General features: G+C 59.6%; 16 protein-coding genes and 1 tRNA gene. 10 read left to right on the forward strand and 7 right to left on the reverse strand.

Going from position 1 to position 18,748, the window contains the following annotated elements; genetic code table 11:
* Positions 1-53: 53 nt before the first annotated feature.
* A tRNA-Glu gene (locus tag BGE01nite_RS18080) sits at positions 54-128 on the forward strand.
* Between the two features lie 5 nt (positions 129-133).
* Here BGE01nite_RS18080 and BGE01nite_RS18085 read toward each other — a convergent pair.
* The 7 genes from BGE01nite_RS18085 to BGE01nite_RS18115 are packed head-to-tail and all read right to left on the reverse strand — an operon-like array spanning position 134 to position 7,298.
* On the reverse strand, positions 134-1,366 hold the full coding sequence (locus BGE01nite_RS18085; RefSeq protein WP_170266867.1) for a glycosyltransferase: 1,233 nt from the start codon (positions 1,364-1,366) through the stop codon (positions 134-136).
* Positions 1,363-1,920: a hypothetical protein gene (locus BGE01nite_RS18090; protein ID WP_146852217.1), complete on the reverse strand. Its 558-nt coding sequence runs from the start codon at positions 1,918-1,920 to the stop codon at positions 1,363-1,365. Before BGE01nite_RS18090 ends, BGE01nite_RS18085 begins: the two co-directional genes overlap by 4 nt.
* On the reverse strand, positions 1,917-3,167 hold the full coding sequence (locus BGE01nite_RS18095; RefSeq protein WP_146852219.1) for a glycosyltransferase: 1,251 nt from the start codon (positions 3,165-3,167) through the stop codon (positions 1,917-1,919). Before BGE01nite_RS18095 ends, BGE01nite_RS18090 begins: the two co-directional genes overlap by 4 nt.
* On the reverse strand, positions 3,164-4,132 hold the full coding sequence (locus BGE01nite_RS18100) for an NAD-dependent epimerase/dehydratase family protein (protein WP_146852221.1): 969 nt from the start codon (positions 4,130-4,132) through the stop codon (positions 3,164-3,166). The genes BGE01nite_RS18095 and BGE01nite_RS18100 overlap by 4 nt, the downstream gene beginning before the upstream one ends.
* Entirely contained in the window at positions 4,129-5,424 is a 1,296-nt protein-coding gene (locus BGE01nite_RS18105) for a F390 synthetase-related protein (RefSeq protein ID WP_170266868.1), read from the reverse strand. The genes BGE01nite_RS18100 and BGE01nite_RS18105 overlap by 4 nt, the downstream gene beginning before the upstream one ends.
* Entirely contained in the window at positions 5,417-6,283 is an 867-nt protein-coding gene (locus BGE01nite_RS18110) for an MBL fold metallo-hydrolase (protein ID WP_146852225.1), read from the reverse strand. The genes BGE01nite_RS18105 and BGE01nite_RS18110 overlap by 8 nt, the downstream gene beginning before the upstream one ends.
* Positions 6,284-6,296: 13 nt before the next feature.
* Positions 6,297-7,298 carry a 3-oxoacyl-[acyl-carrier-protein] synthase III C-terminal domain-containing protein gene (locus tag BGE01nite_RS18115; protein ID WP_146852227.1) on the reverse strand — a complete coding sequence of 334 codons (1,002 nt, stop codon included), beginning with the start codon at positions 7,296-7,298 and terminating at the stop codon, positions 6,297-6,299.
* A gap of 239 nt (positions 7,299-7,537) precedes the next feature.
* On the opposite strand from BGE01nite_RS18115, the gene BGE01nite_RS18120 reads away from it, so the two are divergent.
* The 9 genes from BGE01nite_RS18120 to BGE01nite_RS18160 all read left to right on the forward strand — a co-directional run bounded on the left by BGE01nite_RS18120 (position 7,538) and on the right by BGE01nite_RS18160 (position 18,725).
* Positions 7,538-8,539: an AAA family ATPase gene (locus tag BGE01nite_RS18120; protein ID WP_146852229.1), complete on the forward strand. Its 1,002-nt coding sequence runs from the start codon at positions 7,538-7,540 to the stop codon at positions 8,537-8,539.
* A gap of 34 nt (positions 8,540-8,573) precedes the next feature.
* Positions 8,574-8,783: a hypothetical protein gene (locus tag BGE01nite_RS18125; RefSeq protein ID WP_146852231.1), complete on the forward strand. Its 210-nt coding sequence runs from the start codon at positions 8,574-8,576 to the stop codon at positions 8,781-8,783.
* Entirely contained in the window at positions 8,780-9,046 is a 267-nt protein-coding gene (locus BGE01nite_RS18130) for a type II toxin-antitoxin system RelE family toxin (protein WP_146852233.1), read from the forward strand. Before BGE01nite_RS18125 ends, BGE01nite_RS18130 begins: the two co-directional genes overlap by 4 nt.
* Complete coding sequence (locus tag BGE01nite_RS18135; RefSeq protein ID WP_146852235.1) at positions 9,046-9,939, forward strand: DUF58 domain-containing protein; 894 nt, start codon at positions 9,046-9,048, stop codon at positions 9,937-9,939. The genes BGE01nite_RS18130 and BGE01nite_RS18135 overlap by 1 nt, the downstream gene beginning before the upstream one ends.
* Positions 9,936-10,478: a hypothetical protein gene (locus BGE01nite_RS18140; protein WP_146852237.1), complete on the forward strand. Its 543-nt coding sequence runs from the start codon at positions 9,936-9,938 to the stop codon at positions 10,476-10,478. The genes BGE01nite_RS18135 and BGE01nite_RS18140 overlap by 4 nt, the downstream gene beginning before the upstream one ends.
* A complete protein-coding gene (locus tag BGE01nite_RS18145) occupies positions 10,475-12,601 on the forward strand; it encodes a BatA domain-containing protein (RefSeq protein WP_146852239.1) in 2,127 nt (708 codons plus the stop codon). Before BGE01nite_RS18140 ends, BGE01nite_RS18145 begins: the two co-directional genes overlap by 4 nt.
* Before the next feature lie 60 nt (positions 12,602-12,661).
* A complete protein-coding gene (locus BGE01nite_RS18150; protein WP_146852241.1) occupies positions 12,662-15,028 on the forward strand; it encodes a VWA domain-containing protein in 2,367 nt (788 codons plus the stop codon).
* A gap of 191 nt (positions 15,029-15,219) precedes the next feature.
* Positions 15,220-16,875 (forward strand): TolC family protein, encoded by a 1,656-nt coding sequence (locus tag BGE01nite_RS18155; RefSeq protein WP_218033031.1) that lies wholly within the window; start codon positions 15,220-15,222, stop codon positions 16,873-16,875.
* A complete protein-coding gene (locus BGE01nite_RS18160; RefSeq protein ID WP_146852244.1) occupies positions 16,872-18,725 on the forward strand; it encodes an efflux RND transporter periplasmic adaptor subunit in 1,854 nt (617 codons plus the stop codon). The genes BGE01nite_RS18155 and BGE01nite_RS18160 overlap by 4 nt, the downstream gene beginning before the upstream one ends.
* Positions 18,726-18,748 lie beyond the last annotated feature (23 nt).

An 18,748-nucleotide genomic window follows, 5' to 3' on the forward strand; every position in this document is an offset into this window, starting at 1 on the left:
ACAAGAGAGGGGTTTTTTATGTACAGCCACCAGCGCTGAAGCTCAAAGAGCACGACCCCTTCGTCTAGCGGTTAGGACACATCCCTTTCACGGATGCGACACGAGTTCGATTCTCGTAGGGGTCGCCAAATCATCAGGCCATGGCCGCCACAAGGCCGCTGATATACTGCGCGCCATCCTGCTCGGCATGGATCACTTTCAAAGCCTGGCATCGTGCCTTCAGGGCATCATCTGCCAGCGCCTGGAGCAGCACCGCTTCAATGTCCGCATGGCTGCGCGCACGCAAGGCCAGGCCATGCTCAACAAGACGCGTCGCATAATCAAACTGATCGTAATCCAGCGGCATCACGACTGCCGGTATCCCATGCCTCAGGCAGTGATTTAATATGCCCGTGCCTGCGTGATGAATGACGAGGTCATACTTCGCCACATGCCTGACATAAGAGACCAGGTGATACTCGTGAAAATTCTCCGTGCCCGGCAGCAACTTCGCCTTCCGGCTGCCATGCGTGAAATGAAACATGATCTCCGGATGCCGGGAAGCGATCTCCCGCATCGTCTGGGCCATCCCAGCTTTTGCATGAGGAAGATGAGTGCCTAGCGTGATCAGAATTTGAGGACGGCCATCCGTGGCAAACACAGGATCATGCACATCGTCTGGAGGTGTGTAGAGCACAGGCCCCGTAAATTCAAAATGCTGCGGATAAGTGCGTGGAAACTCAATCTCTGGAATCCCAAGACCAAACGTGCGGTGTGGTGAATACACCGCCTCAGATCCATCGCTGCGGTAGATCGCAGGAAAGCCAATGGCCTGCAGTTCACGCCGGAAAAGCAGATGCATGCTTCTTTTGAAGACGCGTGTGGCCTTTCGCATCAGGGCATGTTTCAGCTCCTGCAGTGATGTCTCGGCCGGTGCAAGCCCGCCAAAGTAAGATGGCGGTCCATCCACTGTCTCAAAAACGCAGGGAGATGGCACCGTGGTCCACCATTCGATCCCCATCTCTCCCGCCACAATGCCGGCCACCGGCACTGTGAAATCCGCGATGATCAGATCAGGCTTCTCCTGGCAAAAAAGTGCTTCCAGCTCCGCCTTCAGATCACCGAGCAAGGCGATGTTGGCCTTGAGCTGACGATACAGCAGCAGTGGATTGCTCTTCACATCCTTCCCGGGCTCCGCGATCGCCCACACGGACTGCTCATGCTGCGGCAGGATGGGGTGAAAAGGCAGCTGGCATGCCCTCGCTGCGCCTGGAGTGCTCAGCACCCTGACATCAGCGATCTCGCGCAGCGCCTCACCGATCCCCAGCAGCGGATGCAGGTGCCCGCTGAAAGGTGGCGCGATGAGGAAGATCTTTCGACGGCTCATGAATGCAGAATCCGTTGATAATACTCGTTCAGCAATCGCCGGGTCTCCGGCGCCTCCAGATAGCCCATGTGCGGGCATGGATAGCGATGATCCGCCCTGGGATGGTAGAATCGCGAGAGCCAGTCATGCCTGCCTTGCACGAGCAGATGAGATGCAGCCTTCGGCAATCGGCGTGAAACCGGCCCATAGGCGAAAATGTGAATCTTGCCGCGTAGTTCGTTAGGTAGCTCCAGGTTGTTGAAAAGTTCCAGACCACAGCTTCCCGCGAGCAGCAGCACGGCGTCATACGGCGTGAGGAGTTGAGTCACCGCCTCGCGGTGCTGCTCCGCAAAGACCGCCTTTCGTGAGCGGAGATAGTGCCGCACATTGTTCACGCTCGCGGAGAGCAGCCGAAACGGCTCGGGAAAAGGAAAAGTCTCATGCCAGGGAAAGTTGTGCGGCAGCCAGCACTCGGGCGGGATCTCCGACCTGCGCTGAAAGTCCACCTGCTCCCGCGAGAGCCCGGTGCATCCAGGCACGCTATGCCCGGTGATGAATCCCGCGATGAAGTTCATACAGCGGAGAAGCCATGCGTGTCCCGCACCTTGTAGAGCCGGGTCCTCCAGCGAATGGTGCGGATGGCCAGGGCATGAACGAGATGGACTGGCTGGATGAGCTCTGAGAGCACTGAGACCACGGGCCTGATGAGCGGCATGCCAAAGAACTTCTTCTGCATCTCTCGAGTGACGATTTCTCGCATCCCCAAAACCAGGAGGAGCACAGTGGCCGTGCGGTCATGTGTGAAGAAATAGGCCAGGAGGACGGTGAGGACGGGAAACAGGAGAAGCATCAGGAACAGGTGCAGTCTCATGGTGAGCAGTGTGACCAGCACCGCTAGAAACCGTACGCCGAACTCTCCGCCGGCCACCCCGAGCATCACGGTGCTCGTCAGCAAAATGGGCGGCAGCCCGTGAAGCAGGAAGATGATTGCCTGCGTCGAGATCGACTGCCGCTTGATCAGCAGCAAAGTGAAAACATACCAGCGATGCATCATCTGGAAGTAGTGGCTCAGATCACGCACTCCCGTGCGCACGTGCAGAGGTGCCTGCGACTGGTGAATGCTGCCTCCGAGCTTCAGCACGAGCGTGGCAAGAGCGAGATCATCCGTCAGTTCATGAAGGATCGGCTTGAAGTGCTCGATGCGCTCCAGCTCCTCCGTCCGCATGACATAGCCCATGCCATTCAGGGTGAATGGCGGCAGCAGTCGCGAGGTGCCCAGGTAGGTGAAGACAGAATTGTTGTTCACGAACTGCGCGAGCAAGCCTGAAGACACATCGCCACTGTCTTGATAGCAGGGCAGGCCAGTTGCCACGGTGCAGCTCTTCGCAGCTTCGACCAGCGCTGCCGCACTGGAAGTTGGGAGAGTGGTGTCATCATCGATCACCGCAAAATAGGGCGTCTTCACCAGCCTCGTCGCAATCTCCAGCTTCCACAGTTTCGGGTTCGTCGCGTCTGGGCACGGAGGACATAGCTCAACCCTTAAATGTGCGTGCTTCACACTCTGCGCGATGCGCCGCGCCTCGTCATCGCTTTCATCAATGAGCCAGATGAAGTGCTGATCGGGAAAGGTGGTTAGATTGGCCTCCAGCCGTGACTGCAGCAGCGGATCACCACTGAGGATCGCCTGCGCGATGGTCAACGTCTCTGGCGGCAAGGGCTGCGTGGGCAGCGGTGGCAGGCTCTCTGCATAGGAAAGCGCAAGCCAGCGCCTCAACAACAACGACACGGCGTAGATCGAGATGAGAGTGACGAAAAGACTCATGCGGCGAGAAGCGGTTTTTGCCAGTCGATGAAGCTGCGCAGGCCATCCTCGATGCTGACGGACGGCGGGCCAAGCACACCCAGGCTTTTGCGGACATCGAAGGTCTTGCTGTAACCCAGCACCCCCACACCGAAGCGCGTGATCGGCGGCTCCTTCCAGGGGATGAGCAGCTTGAAGACGTTTTCGATGATCGTTCCGATGAGCATGGCCTTGTCTCTCGGAATGCTGCGCCTGGTCTCGGGTAATCCCAGCTCGGCAAAGATGCGTCGCAGGAAGGCCTGAAGCTCCACAGGATCATCGTTCGTTAGGTTGAAGCTGCCAGTGACGCTGGTGTCCAGTGCGGCGCGCAGCATGTAGTCGCATAGGGAGTCGATGTGAATCAAATCACCGATGGCTGGCGGCTCTCCAGGCCGGCTGATGAAGGCCATCTTGCCCTGCTGCGCCGCCTTTAGAATGCGTGGAAACAAGACCGTGTCTCCGGCCCCAAACACGGCCCTGGGCCGCAGCACGCAGCTTGAGGCGGAAAACTGGCGCACAAGTTCCTCGCCTTCATATTTGGTTCGGGCGTAGTGGTTGACGAAGTCGGGACCGATCGGGCTCTCTTCCGTCATGCCGAGCTGGTCAGCCTCCCGGTAAAAGACGGAGCTGGAGGAGATGTAGACCAGCCGCGGCACCTTCCGCGCTTCGCAGAAGTGGATGACGTTTTGAGTGACCTCCACATTCTGCTTCCTGAACTCCTTCAAGCTCCCCCAGGGAGATGAGCGTGCCGCCGCATGGATGACCACGTCCGGCTGCCAGTCGAGCTTCAAGGGGTGGGTGAGATCCGCGCGAATGTAGTTCGGCAGATCCGTGGCCCTGCGGCCGATGCCACGAATCTCCAGGTCCTCACGCGCAGCAAAGCGCCGGCAGAAAGAGCTGCCGACAAAGCCCGAGGCACCGGTGATAAGGATTCGCGTGGGATTCATGACAGGGGAGTGATGCAGCGGAGACGCTTTTGCTTCTCCTCGGGCGGCTGATCCGTCCAGGGTAAAAAGCGCAGGATCGGTGGAGACAGTTTCAACCCATGAATGATTCGAGTGAGAGCATCACGAACCGCCGTCTCGATCACAGGTGTGGAGTCACGCAGATGAATACGCCACTCCTCGCCATGTTGCTCGATGCGGTAAAGATCCAGGGCCTGCGGAATACTGTAGAGCGCTTGCCTCAGGACATCCGGGAACACTGGCTGTGGCTTGCCCGCGGCATCACGGCACCACAGCACCTCCTCGGCACGGCCTTCGATGCTGTCCAGGCTCGTCGTCGTGCTGCCACAAGGGCAGGGACCTTTGGCTGGACGAAGGATGTCGGTCAGACGATGCCGCACAAACCACTGCGTGCGCCGTGAGAAGTCCGTGATGACAGGCTCGAAGCGGTCACGCCTCTCATCCAGCCACTGCTTCTCGATGTGCAGATCATCTTCATTCAGATGGATTCGTCCATGACGGCAGGTGGCCCCCAGGAAGCCCTCGGTTGCTTGATAGATCTGCTCCACCGGTAGATGAAAAGCTTCCTCAATCAGTGATCGATCTCGTGAGTCGAGCACCTCCGCCACGGAGATGATTTGCTGAAGATCTGAAAAGGCTGCCGAGTGACTCTGACTCTGCCTCGCGATCTCCGCCAGCACCGTCGCTGGAGCCACCAGGATGTGCGGCTGCTGTTTCGTTAGTTCGTCCAGCAGTGAAGCGAAGGGCCGTGTGAGGTCGTAATAACTGAACTGCACACGACGACTGCGCAAGGTCGTGTAGAGATTGCTGTTCGCCCTCAAGAAGAACGCGATGCGAAGCGCTGCACGAAATGGATTCGCCAGCTGCTGCAGTGAGCGTGTGGAAAGCATCCGCGCCAGCATCTGTCCGGCCCAGCGGCAGCGGTCCTCGGGTCCGACGAGAAACACATGTCTGGCTCCTGAGGTTCCTGATGACAAACCGATAGTTATACCTTTGGGGAGCTGCGGTTTGAAGTCGCGCTCCTTTTCGGCACGCAGAGCCACCGAAGTTGCCTCTTCGAGAGTGATGCCATGCCGGTTCAATGGAGCGAAGTGGGAGAGGTAGTCCCGCTTCGACACGATGGGAAAGGCTTCCAACTCTGGCTTCAGTCCCTGGTAGTGCCGACACTCGCGCACAGTCTCTTCAAGAAAGCGCCGCAGCTTAAGATGCGGACACCGCGAAGGCAGCCAGCGGGTGCGAACGAAGTGCCAGAGGATGTGGAGCGGCTCAATCACGATGGATGTGTCGTGTGCCACCCCGTTGCTTCCAGAGAGTTGAGCAGTGGGACGGAATGATGATGGGCGCTGCCGCCGAAAGATGAAGCTGCCGCAGCTTCGCGAAGGTGTCGTTATAGCTCTTCGTGTCGTGAAACAGATTGTAGGCCAGGCGTGAGGGCGGGCGGTCTTCGTTCAGTCCCTCGATCTTCCAGCAGGCATCTCCGACGAGGAAGATAGGCGCGCTTTCACCCTCCACGGCAAACATCAAGCCGAGTTGTGAGGCGGTGTGCCCTGGAAGATCAATGCCAAGCATGCTGACATCACCGAGCAGATCATGCGCAGCGCTGAAGGGTTGCCAGTCCTGCGAAAGCCTAACCGAAGGTGTGTTTTCAGCCAGGGTTATGCGCTGGTCCATGTCAGCCGGAAGCAGGTCACGCAGATAAGCCCGGCGCAGACGTCCGATGCGGCCTTTGCTCTCCACAAGACGCCGCTCTGCCGAGGTGGCGATGAATCGCGCTTTCGGAAAGTCTCGCAGGCCAGCCACATGATCCGCATGGAAGTGGGAGATGAAGATCGTCTCGATGTCCGAAGGCGAGAGACGACGCGCTTCGAGCTGGTTCAGCAGTTCATCCTCCGGCGGCAGCTGCACCGGCGTGACCATGCGATACAGGCACTCTGGAAAGCTCCGCGTGGCTTCATGGAAGTGCCGTGAGTAGCCCGTGTCATACAGCATCAGCCCATGCTGCGGATGCTCGATGAGCCCCACCAGGGCAGGGAAGTCGATCGCCCGTCGGCTGCCCCCGCGCAGCGCGGCGCATTCCGGATGCTGGCAATGGCCCACCTTCAGCAGATCAAATTTCAGGCGCGTGGTGAGCATGTTTAGTGGTGGATTAATACTCGAAGACAATGCCACCCACGCTCACTCCAGCCCCTGAGCCCAGCAGCAGCGCCTTTTGACCACGCTGCAAACCATGGCGCTGAATGGCGAAGTGCAGTGCTGTGGGCAGCGAAGCGCCGACCTGATTCCCGAACTCACCAAACACATCCACCATGCGGCCATCATCAAAGCCCAGCATCTTCGCCACATGGTCCAGGGCCTGCCGGCTGGCCTGATGCGGGATGAGCAGGCTGATGTCTTTTTTATCGACTCCGGCCTCGGCTAACAAATCATCCACAAACGCAGGGAGATGTCTCCCCACGAGAGCGAAGAGCTGCTTGCCCTTCATTTCAAAGAGAGCCTCAGAATGCTCTGGAAAACCTCGGCGATGCCAGCGTGAGCCACCGGAACGGATCTGACATAGATCCGCGCCCTCAGGCAAGGTGATGCTGCGACTTGCCAGGATGCGTGCTGAGCTACCTATTGGCGTGCGCCGCAGCACCGCTGCTGCCGCACCATCGCCAAAGATGCCGTTATCGCGCAGACTGCGGTGATCCGTGGTGAAGGTGGAGATGTCCGCGGAAGCGATCAGCACGGTTTCAAACCGCCCCGCCTCCAGAGCAAAGCTGGTTAGGTCCACGGCCTGCAGGAAGGACAGGCAGCTGGCGCCTACATCTAGGGTGGTGATGCGCTTCGGGTGCTCTCCCAGCTCCGCATGCAGCATGGCGGCATTGTAGGGCAGGGCTTGGTCCATCGTGGCAGAGGCGCAGACAAGGCAGTCCACCTCTTCCCAGCGCACCCCAGCCGTTTTCAAAGCCGCATGGCAGGCCTGGGCCGCCAGTTGGGAGGCCGTCTCACCGACTGTGACATGGCGCTGGCGGATGCCGGTCACGCGTTCGGATTCGCCAGGAGGCAGGCCTAGCTGCTCGTCCAGGGCCGCTGCCGTCAGCACTTTTCCGGGCACGGCCACCCCTGTGCCAAGGATCGAAATCGAGCGGGAGAGGGCGGCTGGCATGTCGGATGCAGGAGAAACTGGCCCATCTGCGGAGATAGACATCTGCAAATTCGCTCTCCTCCGCCTAAAGTAGGATGAAGACCGTCGCGGAGAGCTCCTGGCCGGGGGATTTGAAGTTCCTTGCAAAGAACCCCGTGATCTCTGGAAAGAACCCTGCTTAACTGGCCGTGTTCACGCGTTCCTTTTTTGCTCGCTGGACCCCATTCCGCGTTCTCTTTTCGTCCGCTCCCCCTTTTCCCATGTCCGATACCGCTGCTGCCGCCGCCCTTGTCAATGGTTTCAACAAACTCAAAACCGCTCTGAGCAAGCGCATTGTCGGTCAGGATGCCGTGATTGAGCAGGTCTTCATCGCCATGGCGGCCGGAGGCCACAGCCTGCTGGAAGGCGTGCCCGGCCTGGCCAAGACTCTCCTCGTGAAGTCGCTGGCAGATGCCATGCATCTGAGCTTCCGCCGCATTCAGTTCACACCGGACCTCATGCCGGCGGACATCACCGGCACGGAAATCATCCAGGAGGATGCCGAGACCGGCCGCCGGAAGCTGGTTTTCATGAAGGGTCCCATCTTCTCCCAGATCATCCTCGCGGACGAGATCAACCGTACGCCCCCGAAGACCCAGGCAGCCCTGCTGGAAGCCATGCAGGAAAAGCACGTCACGGTCGGCCAGGAAACCTATGAGCTGCCAAAGCCCTTCTTCGTGCTCGCCACGCAGAACCCCATCGAGCAGGAAGGCACCTACCCGCTGCCCGAGGCGCAGAAAGACCGCTTCCTCTTCCTCATCAAGGTGGACTATCCCAGCCGTGATGAGGAGCGTGATATCGTCGCCCGCACCACCGGCGGCGTTCAGGAGGAGATTGAGGCTGTGATCACCGCCGAGGAGCTTCACGCGGCCCAGCAGCTCGCCCGCAAGGTGCCCGTGCCGGATCATGTGACCGACTTCGTGCTGGATCTCGTCCGCGCCACCCGCCCGAACGAACCTGATGCCCTGCCTTATGTGAAGGAGATGCTTGGTTGGGGCGCCGGTCCGCGTGCCAGCCAGATGCTCGTGCTCGCCGGCAAGGTCCGTGCCCTCCTTCAGGGCCGCACCCATGTGACCACAGATGATATCGAGGCTCTCGCCCTTCCTGCTCTGCGCCACCGGCTCGTCCCCACCTTCCATGCCGAAGCCGAAGGCGTCTCGGTGGACATGATCATCAAGGAACTGATCCAGAAGGTGAAGAAAGGCGCGGCGAAGGTGCTGTGAAGTGATAGATTTTTATGCAAACCAACACCTTCTCATGAGTGCCATCACCATTGATTCTGCGGAGCTTCAGTCGCTCATCCGCTCGGCCGTGAATGAGGCTTTTCAGGCGCATCTGGACGAGTTGCAAAGCGACTGGGATGATGAAACAACGGACGGTGCCCTGGCACGCGCGATGGATGAAGTCCGCTATTCTCCCCGGATGTCCTCGGAGGAGTTCCTCAAACGTCTGAATTCTGCTTCGTGAAGCTCGAACTCACCGAGGCGTTTCTCAAGGATGTGAAATCTACGCGTGATGCGGAGCTTGAGCATCGTGTGCGCAAAATGATCCTCAAAATCGAACAGGCGTCTTCTCTCTCCAGCCTTCCCCAGGTCAAGGCGATGAGCGGGCACCCTGGCTATTACAGGCTGCGTTTAGGCAACTACCGTGCTGGCTTTGAGGTTGAGAACGACACCCTCGTCTTTCTCCGCTGCCTGCATCGCCGGGACATCTACCGTTACTTTCCCTGATGGCCGCCCTCTCTGACATCCTCCACGCTGAAGACATCACAAGTCTGCAACACTTGCAGCTCTTTGCTCGCACAGTGGTGGAAGGTTTCACGACGGGGCACCATGCCTCGCCGCACAAGGGTTTTAGTGTCGAGTTCCGCCAGCATCGCCCCTATGTGCATGGGGATGACATCCGTCGTCTCGACTGGAAGATCTTTGGCCGTGCGGACCGCTTCTACATCCGCGAGTATGATGAGGAGACGAACCTGCGCGCCACGCTGGTCCTCGATGCCAGCGGCAGCATGGCCTATCGCGGCACCAAGGGCGTGCTGAAGTATGACTATGCGCGAAAGCTCGCAGCAGCCATGGCCTACCTGCTCATGAGCCAGCAGGATGCCGTGGGCCTGATCACCTTTGACACCAAGATCCGCGAGTTCATTCCCAACCGCACCAAGATCACCCATCTCCATCACCTGCTGGAGACCATGATCAAGACAACACCGGGCAAGGAAACCACCCTGGCTCCCGTGCTCGAATCCCTCGCACAGCGTCTGAAGCGTCGCGGCCTTGTCATCATCATCAGCGATTTTTTTGATGATCCGGCCGCCATCCTGAAATCCATCGGCGTGTTGCGCAAGCAGGGGCATGAGATCATCGCCATCCAGCTTTGGGATCGTGATGAGCTGGAGTTCCCCTTTGGGCAGTGGTCACGCTTTGAGAACTTGGAAAAGGATGATGACTTCCTCCTCCTGGATCCCGCCACCGTCCGTCAGCGCTATCTGGAAGTACGCAATGCCTTCCAGGATCAATTGAAGGAGGGCTTTCGCAAACACCAGGTCGACTTCCTGCCTCTGCCGACTGACGAACCCCACTCCGCCGCGCTGAGGAGCTATCTGGCGTTGAGAATGAGATGATGAAAAAGATCATCCTCCAGACTCTTCAGGCCACTGCATGGACATTGCAGGCAGCTTTTCTTGTTTTTAGTGCTGGCTTTTGCGTTTGGGCTGCCTGGCATAACCTCAATGATCAGCGCTTTGTGAGTCCGACGGAAGTGCTGTATCCACTCATGTATTTCATGTTTGGCTACAGTCTCCTGGATGGCTGGCGTCTGAAATCTGTTGCATCATCACCTCCCGAATGGAGGCTGGCGCTCCCTAAATTCCCCGCTGGCTTTCGTCTCGTCGAACTGTGTGTGTTGGCTGGCCGGATCACATGGCTTCTCGCCCTTCCATATTCTTCCCTGATACTGGTCATCGCGAACAACATCGGTCGAGGTGGCTTTGTTGATTTGAAGGTCGTGGTTGGCTGGCTGCTGATGGTTGCCGTCTTTGCAGGCGGTTATTGGGTGAGCGGAAGACTCGCTCCTCGTCTCGTGACGTTTCTTGCCTCCCTATGGAGAGTCAGACCCTCGCGCACCTTTGAACTTTTAACCCCTCTCCCCGCACTCCGTTGACCTTCCTCAACGCCATTCTCCTCGCGGGCGCTGCGGCCTTCCTCATCCCGCTCCTGATTCACCTGCTGAACAAGCGCAAGGTGAACATCGTGCATTGGGGAGCCATGCATCTGCTGCAGGAGGTGATGAAACAGCGAAAACGGAAGTGGAAGATTGAGCAGTGGCTGCTTCTCGCGGTGCGCATCGCCATTCCCATCATCCTCGCGCTTTGCCTCGCGCAGCCCGTGCTGACGGCATTACGCGCTTTTGGTTTGGGCAAAACCTCGCTCGTCATGCTGCTGGATGACTCTTTCTCCATGCGTGCGCCTTCGGCCGGTGGATCGCCAGCGGACCGGGCTCGGCAGGACATGACACGGATGCTGGAGTCACAGCCGAAGGGCAGTGATGTGCAGGTCGTGCTGGCAGGCGGGAATGCGCACAAGCTCCTGGATCAATCGACCACGGCCCTTGATTTGCTGCCGAAGCAGCTCGCCGATGTGCCGACCCAGTCCGGCCCGGTGAAGGTGAATGATGCGCTGCAGGCAGCCGCGGCTTCGCTTTCCAAAGCCACCAGCGGCGCCCGTGAACTCGCCATTGTGTCAGACTTCCAGGCCAGTGACTGGCAGAGCGTGGCGGACGGTGCGCCGCTACCGGCTTTGGAGGCGCTCCTCAAGCAGGAGCCGAAACCTCAGGTGACCTTTTATCGCCTCGCCAGTGATCTTTCGGAGAACCTCAGCATCGCCAGCGCAGATCTCTCCGCGCTGGTGGTGGCAGAGCAGCAGCCCGTGGGCCTGCGAGTGCGCATCCAGAACCATGGCAAACGTCCCTGGCAGGATGTGGCAGTGCATCTCGAGGCGGACGGTGCCCGTCTGCGCACCTCGCGTGTCAGTTTGCCGTCAGAGGGGGAGGCCATCATCGCCTTCACGCATGCCTTTGATAAAGTGGGGGATCACTCCCTGGCCGTCCGGATTGAGGGAGACAGCTTCCCGGATGACAATGCCTTCTATTCCATCGTCCAGGTGCGTAACCAATTGAATGTTCTGCTCGTGGATGGTGACCCGAGTGATGAGCCTCTCGGCGGCGCTGCAGACTTCCTGGAGCTGGCGCTCACACCCTATCAATCCGCCAGCGCCACGCTCAAAGACCTCATCCGCACCACGAAGGTGGACTCACGTCGTCTGCGGGATGAGGACATGAAGGGCAAGGAAGTCATCATCCTGGCTGATCTGGAGCGCTTCCGCGGCAACCTGCAGAACCTCGAGAAATTCGTGAAGGCAGGCGGCGGGCTCATCGTCTTCGCCGGACCACATGCGGACATCAACTGGTATGGCCGCGACTTCTTCCGCAAGGGCGAAGGTCTCTTTCCTGTCGGCATCAAAGGGCTGCAACATGCCACCAGTGCAGCTCCCGCGCGCATCCTCCAGCAGCGCCTCACGCATCCGGCCACGATCTACTTCAACGATGCGCGCGGCGGCCGCCTGCAGGACGCGGAGTTCCAGACGTGGTGGGAGTTTGAGGCCAGCCCGAATGCCAAGCCCATCATGCAGCTTGATCGCGGCACGCCGCTGTTCATCGAGAAGGCAAACGAGCGCGGTCGCGTGATCGCTGCCGCAACCTCGGCGGATGCGGAGTGGTCGAACCTGCCTTTGCAGCCCTTCTTCGTGCCGCTCATGCAGCGCCTCGTCACCTATCTGGCCACGCAGAGCACCATCAGCGCCTGGGACCAGGTCGGCGCGCCGCTGCGCGTGGTGATGGGCAAGGAGCGCGTAGGCGTGGAGTACACCCTGCGTGACCCGACGGGGCAGGTGGAGACGATCAAAGTGAAGGCGGATGGTGACAAGTCACTGCTTGAGTCCAAGCCCATCGCCGCACCAGGCATCTACAAGCTCACGCAGGGCACCGAGACGCGCCTGCTCGCTTACAATCTTGATCCCACCGAGTCGAACCTCGCTCCGCTCGCCGCGGACAAGGTTCAGGAACTCGCCAAACGGCACGATGCCTCCTTTGTCGATAGCTTTGACTCATGGCAAAAGGTCGACCGCACCCGCCGCCATGGCAGCGAGCTCTGGCAGCCCTTCCTGATGGGCCTGCTGGCACTGTTGTTCCTTGAGGTGCTGCTTGAGCAGCGCATCGCCAGGGGATGATTTTTTGAAGTAACCTTTGTTAGTCTCTCGCCCCAATTTTCCCTCCCTTCGATTTCCTGAATGAACCCCACCACCGAAACCACCCTCCGCTTCGCCGGTGACTACTCAGTCATCACGGTGTGGGCGCTGGCGTTCGGATTGTCGGCATTGATGTGGTTGCTTTATCGCCGTGAGCTGAAGTTCCAGACGGGACGTTTCGCCTGGGTTCCGGCAGCATGTCGCACGCTTGCGGTGTTTATCCTCGTCCTGGCACTCTCAGGCCCCGTCTTGCGTCGGGAGACCACCCAGCGTCAGCTCGGGCGCGTGGTGCTGGCGGTGGATACCTCCGCCAGCATGAAGCTGGAGGATGACGTAGACCGAACTTTCCAGTTCGGTCCGGGTGAGGATGGAGAAGCCACCAGGAAAACGAACTCGGAAGTTCATTCTGCAGATTCGCGGCTCACGCGGGCTGAAAAGATCCTCCTCGGTGGCAACACACCGCTTTTGAAGAAGCTCACGGAAACTCAGGATGTGGAGCTGGTGCTCCTGCGCGGCCAGCAGACACAGCGCGCATGGTGGTATCGCCAGCAGGGGAAGGACACCTCGGGGGAGATGCCGCAGGCCTTCCAAACCCAGGCGGATGCTCCGATCACCAATCTCGACAGCGTCTTGCGTGATGCGCTCGGGCCCGCGACACCGGGCACGGCGCTCGTGGTGCTCACAGACGGCCAGCACAATGGCCCGGGCTCGCCTGAAGAGTTTGCCGCCACGATGAAGCAGGCGAACACGCCCATCTTCACGGTCGGATTCGGCACAGAGGTCCCGCCGCCGGACGTCAGTGTTTTGAATGTGATCACCGCCGAGTCCGTGTTCTCCGAGGAGGTCCTCCAAGGCCGCATCGTGGTTCAGGATTCGCTGCCCAATGGTACTCCCGCCCAGGTTCGTGTCAGCAGTGGTGGGAAGTTGCTTTGGGAGCTGAGCTTTAATGGCGAAGGCAAAGGCGAGCGCCGCTTTGACTTCATGTTCCCGGTGAAAAACCTGCCTGCGCCGCCGCCCACGGAACGCGACAAAACGCTGCGCCTGCTCAATGTGCAGGTGGCCGTGCAGGGAGATCGCGCGAACATTGAGCGGACCCGCGCCAACAACAGCCGTGAGGTCGCGCTGCATCTGCTCACGAAGAAGCGCAAGGCTCTGATCCTCGATGGCCGTCCGCGCTGGGAGACACGCTACATCCATAACCACTTTGACCGTGATGAGCGCTGGGAGGCGAAGCTCGTCTTCGACGACTATTCGGACAAGCCGGAGGATGGCGCCATCCAGAAAAACTTCCCCAAGACCCGCGAGGAACTGCTCAGCTATGACCTTGTCTTGTTAGGTGATGTTTCCTCCGCCCGCTTCTCTCCAGCTCAGTTGGACTGGCTGGTGGAGTTCGTGGAAAAGCGCGGCGGTGGCTTGGTTCTGATCGATGGCGTGCGCGGTTCTCTCAAAGATTGGGCCAAGGGCAAGTCATCCACGCTCATTCCGGTGAGCTGGTCGCCTAACAATGCCAAAGCGAAGGGCTACAACTGGCAGCTTGCTTCTGAAGGCGAGCGCCAGACAGCCCTGCGTCTGAGTGACAGCCCAAGCGCCAATGCCTCCCTCTGGCCAACCATGCCCGAGATGCTCTGGGCTGCGCAGGTGAAGGAGCTTCCAGGTTCGCAGATCCTGGCCGAGCTGAAAGCGACAGGGAGTGATGTCCGCACTCCTGCGATGATCTTCCGTCAAGTCGGTGCCGGGGCTGTGCTCTATCTCGCTTCCGATGATCTCTGGCGCTGGCGCTATCAGGTGGCGGATCTCTATCATCAGCGTCTCTGGATGCAGATCGCCGCATGGATCGCCGCGCCACCCTTCCAGGCGGAGGACAAGACTCTCTCCATCGGTACAGATCGCCTCCGCTACACTCCTGGAGAGCAGAGCGAACTGCGCGTCCGCGTTCGCAATGCCAAGGGCGATCCTGTGAGTGATGCCGAGCCGCGTGCCTTTGTGCTGCTGGATGGCAAGGAAGTGGCCAGCCTCCAGCTTGAGCCGGACCCCACGCACTTCGGTGTCTATCGTGCCCAGACACCGCCTCTGAAGGCCGGTGCCTATGAGATCGCCGTGGCTGAGAGCGCCTCCGCCCCTCAGAGTGACCTGCGGCTGACGCTTCGGGTGGCTGATGCCGGCAATCCGGAGTGGGCCACCCTCACAATGAACCGCCCGCTGCTTGAATCCATGGCCAATGCCAGCGGCGGCCGTTTTCTGCGTGAAGAGCAGGCTGCCACGGAGCTTCCTAACTTGCTTCAATCGATTGATCGCAAGCAGGTTACGGTGAAGGAAACCATTTTGTGGTCGAGCTGGTGGTGGTTTGGCGCCGTGATTCTGCTGCTGACCATTGAGTGGCTGATGCGCAAAGGATTGCGCTTGGTGTGAATAAAGTACTCAAAAGTGACGAAGAAAGAGCACTTCGCTGAAAGATTTGTTTCGGACGTGCTTATTAATCGTCCCCCCAATTCCTTGACTGACCGCTGCTTGCAACCTCCCGAGCGCAGAGGGTCGGTACCGTTTCTCCTACCCCTTCTTACACCATGCTTTGCTCCCGTACTACCCGCTCAGTTCTGCCCTTGGCTGCTCTGAGTGTGTTGCTGGTCGGATGCAGCCAGGGCTTCTACAAGAAATGGGCGGACAAGCAGGTGTTTGGCATCCTGAGCAAGAAATCCCAGCTGGTGGCTGGAGCTGATGATGATGTCCTCCAGAGCATCACCCCTCCTGGGCCGGCGAAGCTGGATGTCTTGATCAAGCAGTCTGAAACCGCCGACTTCCTGGGTGAGCGTGCCTTCGTTGAAAAAGGTGCCCGTGTGGTGAGCCTGCCGGGTGCGCTGGAGTTCGCCGTGCATCGCAACCGCGTGTATCTCGGCCGCAAGGAGCGTGTCTATCTCAGCGCGCTGGCTCTCACGGAAACCCGCCAGCAGTACGGCCCGATCGCCGATGGCAATGGAGGTTCCGTTTACCGCGAAACGCAGGTGCATAACCGCGTGAACGAGTTTGTCCGCACATCCACCTTGGATTCGGATGGCGGTCTGGGAGTGGATTACCTGATGAAGACGGGAGCCCGTCTGGCGCTGGATCTCACCACGGACTTCACCCGCTTCTTCACCGGCGGCGTGCGCCATGTCAGCGACTCCCGCGCTGCTGCGTCCATCACGCAGCCATTGCTTCGCGGGGCAGGGGTTCTAGTCGCTGCCGAGCCGCTGCGTCAGGATGAGCGTAACGTGCTCTATGAGATCCGCGACTTCACCCAGTATCGGAAGACCTTCGCGGTGGACATCACGCGCCAGTACCTGCGCGCCATCCAGGCCCGTGAGCAGACCCGCAACCGGTTCATCGCTTACAAGGCATCACTCGGCTCCCTGGAGCGTGATCGCGCTCTGGCAGAGGCCAACCTTCGTTCCCAGTCCCAGCTCAAGCAGATCGAGCAGGGAAGCATCACCTATGAGCGGAACTGGATTTCCGCCATCCGGACCTATGAAGAGGCGCTGGATGATCTGAAGATCTCCCTCGGCCTGCCAGTGACGGAAAAGATCGTCCTGGATAATGACGAGCTGAAACACCTGAGCGTCATCGACCCTGAAGGCAATCTGGACCAGCTCATGGACGTGGCCCTGATCACCCGTCTGGACCTCTTCAATCAGCGTGACCGTGTGTATGACACCGAACGCCGGGTCAAGATCGCCCACCAGAGCACGCTCCCCACGGTGAATGCCCTCGCCGGTTATGACATCCGCACTCCCACGGGAGGCAGCACCACGGGCTTCGGCCTCAATCACCGCCAGCGTCAGGCCTTCGGTGGCGTGGATATCGACCTCAACCTGAACACCTTGCCAGAGCGCAATGACCTCCGCGCCGCGCAGATCTCAGAGCAGGCCACCCGCCGTGCCCTGGACCTCGCTGAGGAAGAGTTGCGCAGCACCATCCGCAGTGACTGGCGTGCCCTGCTGGTGGCCCGCCGTCAGTATGATCTGGCCGTCAAGGGCCTGGAACTGTCCCAGAAGCGACTGGAGATCGAGGAAGCGCTCATGGCCGAAGGGCAGGGCACCGCTCGTGACATCGTGGAATCTCAGGACCGTTTGATCGTCGCCCGCGACCTTGTCATTTCCACCCTGATTGACCACAACCTCGCCCGTCTCCAGCTTTGGACGGACATGGGGGTGCTGTTCATCCGGAAAGATGCCCGCTGGGTAGACGTTTTAAAACAAGAAAAGCCACAAGGAAACTCATGAAGAAGAAGGCAAACTGGAAAACATGGACTTTGGGCGGCACTGCTTTCATTGGCATTGCGGCTTGGCTGCTCCTGGCTCCGGGGGGCGAAGAAGTCACCACCGTGCCGACATTCTCAGCCACCCGCGGCCCTCTTCAGGTAGCCGTGCTTCAGGGCGGCGAAATCCGCGCCCTGCAGAACTACGAGGTCAAATCCGAGATCGAAACACCCACGAAGATCCTCAGCATCATCCCTGAAGGTTACCTCGTGAACGAGGAAGACATCAAGGACGGCAAGGTGCTCGTGGAACTCGACAGCACGGACATCAAGACCCGCATCCAGAATCACGAGATCGAGTTCCAGACCACGGTCTCGAATTACATCGACGCCGACGAAGGCCGCGAGATCCAGAAGAGCGAGAACCAGAGCCTGGTCCGCGACATGAAGGAGAACAGCACCTTTGCGCTCATGGACTTTGAGAAGTACCTGGGCCGTGATCTCACGACGAAGCTCCTTGAGGATGCTGGCCTGCCGAGCTCCGTCGAGTCGCTCGACAAGTATGCCGTCATGCTGGACAACCAGGCGAACACTCCGGTGGACCCCGCCGTGGCCAAGTCCACCGCTCCGGCCGGCGGCAAAGCCAAGCCTGGAACTCCTGCTCCCGCGAAAAAGCTTACGGCCAGACCTCTGCAGACCCGTGTGGACTTCTCCCCCTTCCTCGAAGGTGCGGCTGGCGGTGACGGTGAGGCCCAACAAAAATTGCGTCAGCTTGAGGATGAGCTTCTCCTGCGCAAGTCCGAGCTCGCCGTGGCCAAGCAGAAGGTGGAGTCCTCTGAGCGCCTCGCAGCCCGCAGCTTTATCTCCAAGACCCAGCTCGAAAACGATCAAGTCACGCATGAGAAGGTCACTCTCGCCGGCAAGACCGCCACCACCGAGCTCGACCTCTTCAAGAAATACGAGTTTTCCAAGCAGTGCGCCCTGTTGCTCTCCGCCTATCGCGAAAGCCTGACCAAGCTGGAGCGCACCGTCCGTGCGAACCGTTCCAAGATGGCCCAGGCTGAGACACGCTTCCAGACCTCGAAGCGCCGCTATGACATGGAGCTGGCCCAGCGTGAAGACCTGGAGCATCAGCTCAAGGCCTGCACCATCAAGGCCACCCAGCCCGGTCTGGTGGCCTACGGTGACCTGGATGCCGGTGCCTCCTACAACTACAGCAACAGCATCGAGGAAGGTGCCACCATTCGTCTGCGCCAGACCATCCTCACCATCCCGGACATGAGCCAGATGGGCGTCAGCGTGAAGGTGCATGAGTCCCAGATGAAGAAGGTGAAGATCGGCCAGAGCGTCCTCATCCGTGTGGATGCCGAGCCCGGCAAGATCCTCGAAGGCCGTGTGGCTGAGCTGGCTCTCATGCCAGATTCCTCCAGCAGCCGCTTCACGCCGAACTTGAAGGTCTATCCCGCCAGCGTCCACATCAACGGAGCCTATCCCTGGCTTCGCCCCGGCATGAATGCCAAGGTCGAGATCGTGGTGGATCAGCTGACGGACGTTGTCTTCGTCCCGGTGCAGTCCGTCGAGGTCGAGCAGGACCAGCACTTCTGCTACATCCGCAGTGGCTCCAAGCTGGAGCGCCGCTCCATCAAGACCGGTGTCTTCAATGACGAGTTCATCGAGGTGCGTGACGGTGTGAATGCCGGTGAAGAGGTGGCTCTTTCCCTGCCGAAGAAAGCCGCGACGGATGAAGCCCGTCCTGGCAACCATGGTGCTCCTGCGGGGGATCCTGAGCAGCCCACCGAGCCGAAGGGCAAGGGTAAAGGCAAAGCCAAGGCGGTGGCAGCGGTCGCCCCAGCACCCACCACGGCGGCTCGCTGATCTCACGCTCCGTCAATTTTCTT

The sequence above is a fragment of the Prosthecobacter gellanilyticus genome (assembly GCF_007992435.1).
Classification (GTDB): domain Bacteria; phylum Verrucomicrobiota; class Verrucomicrobiia; order Verrucomicrobiales; family Verrucomicrobiaceae; genus Prosthecobacter; species Prosthecobacter gellanilyticus.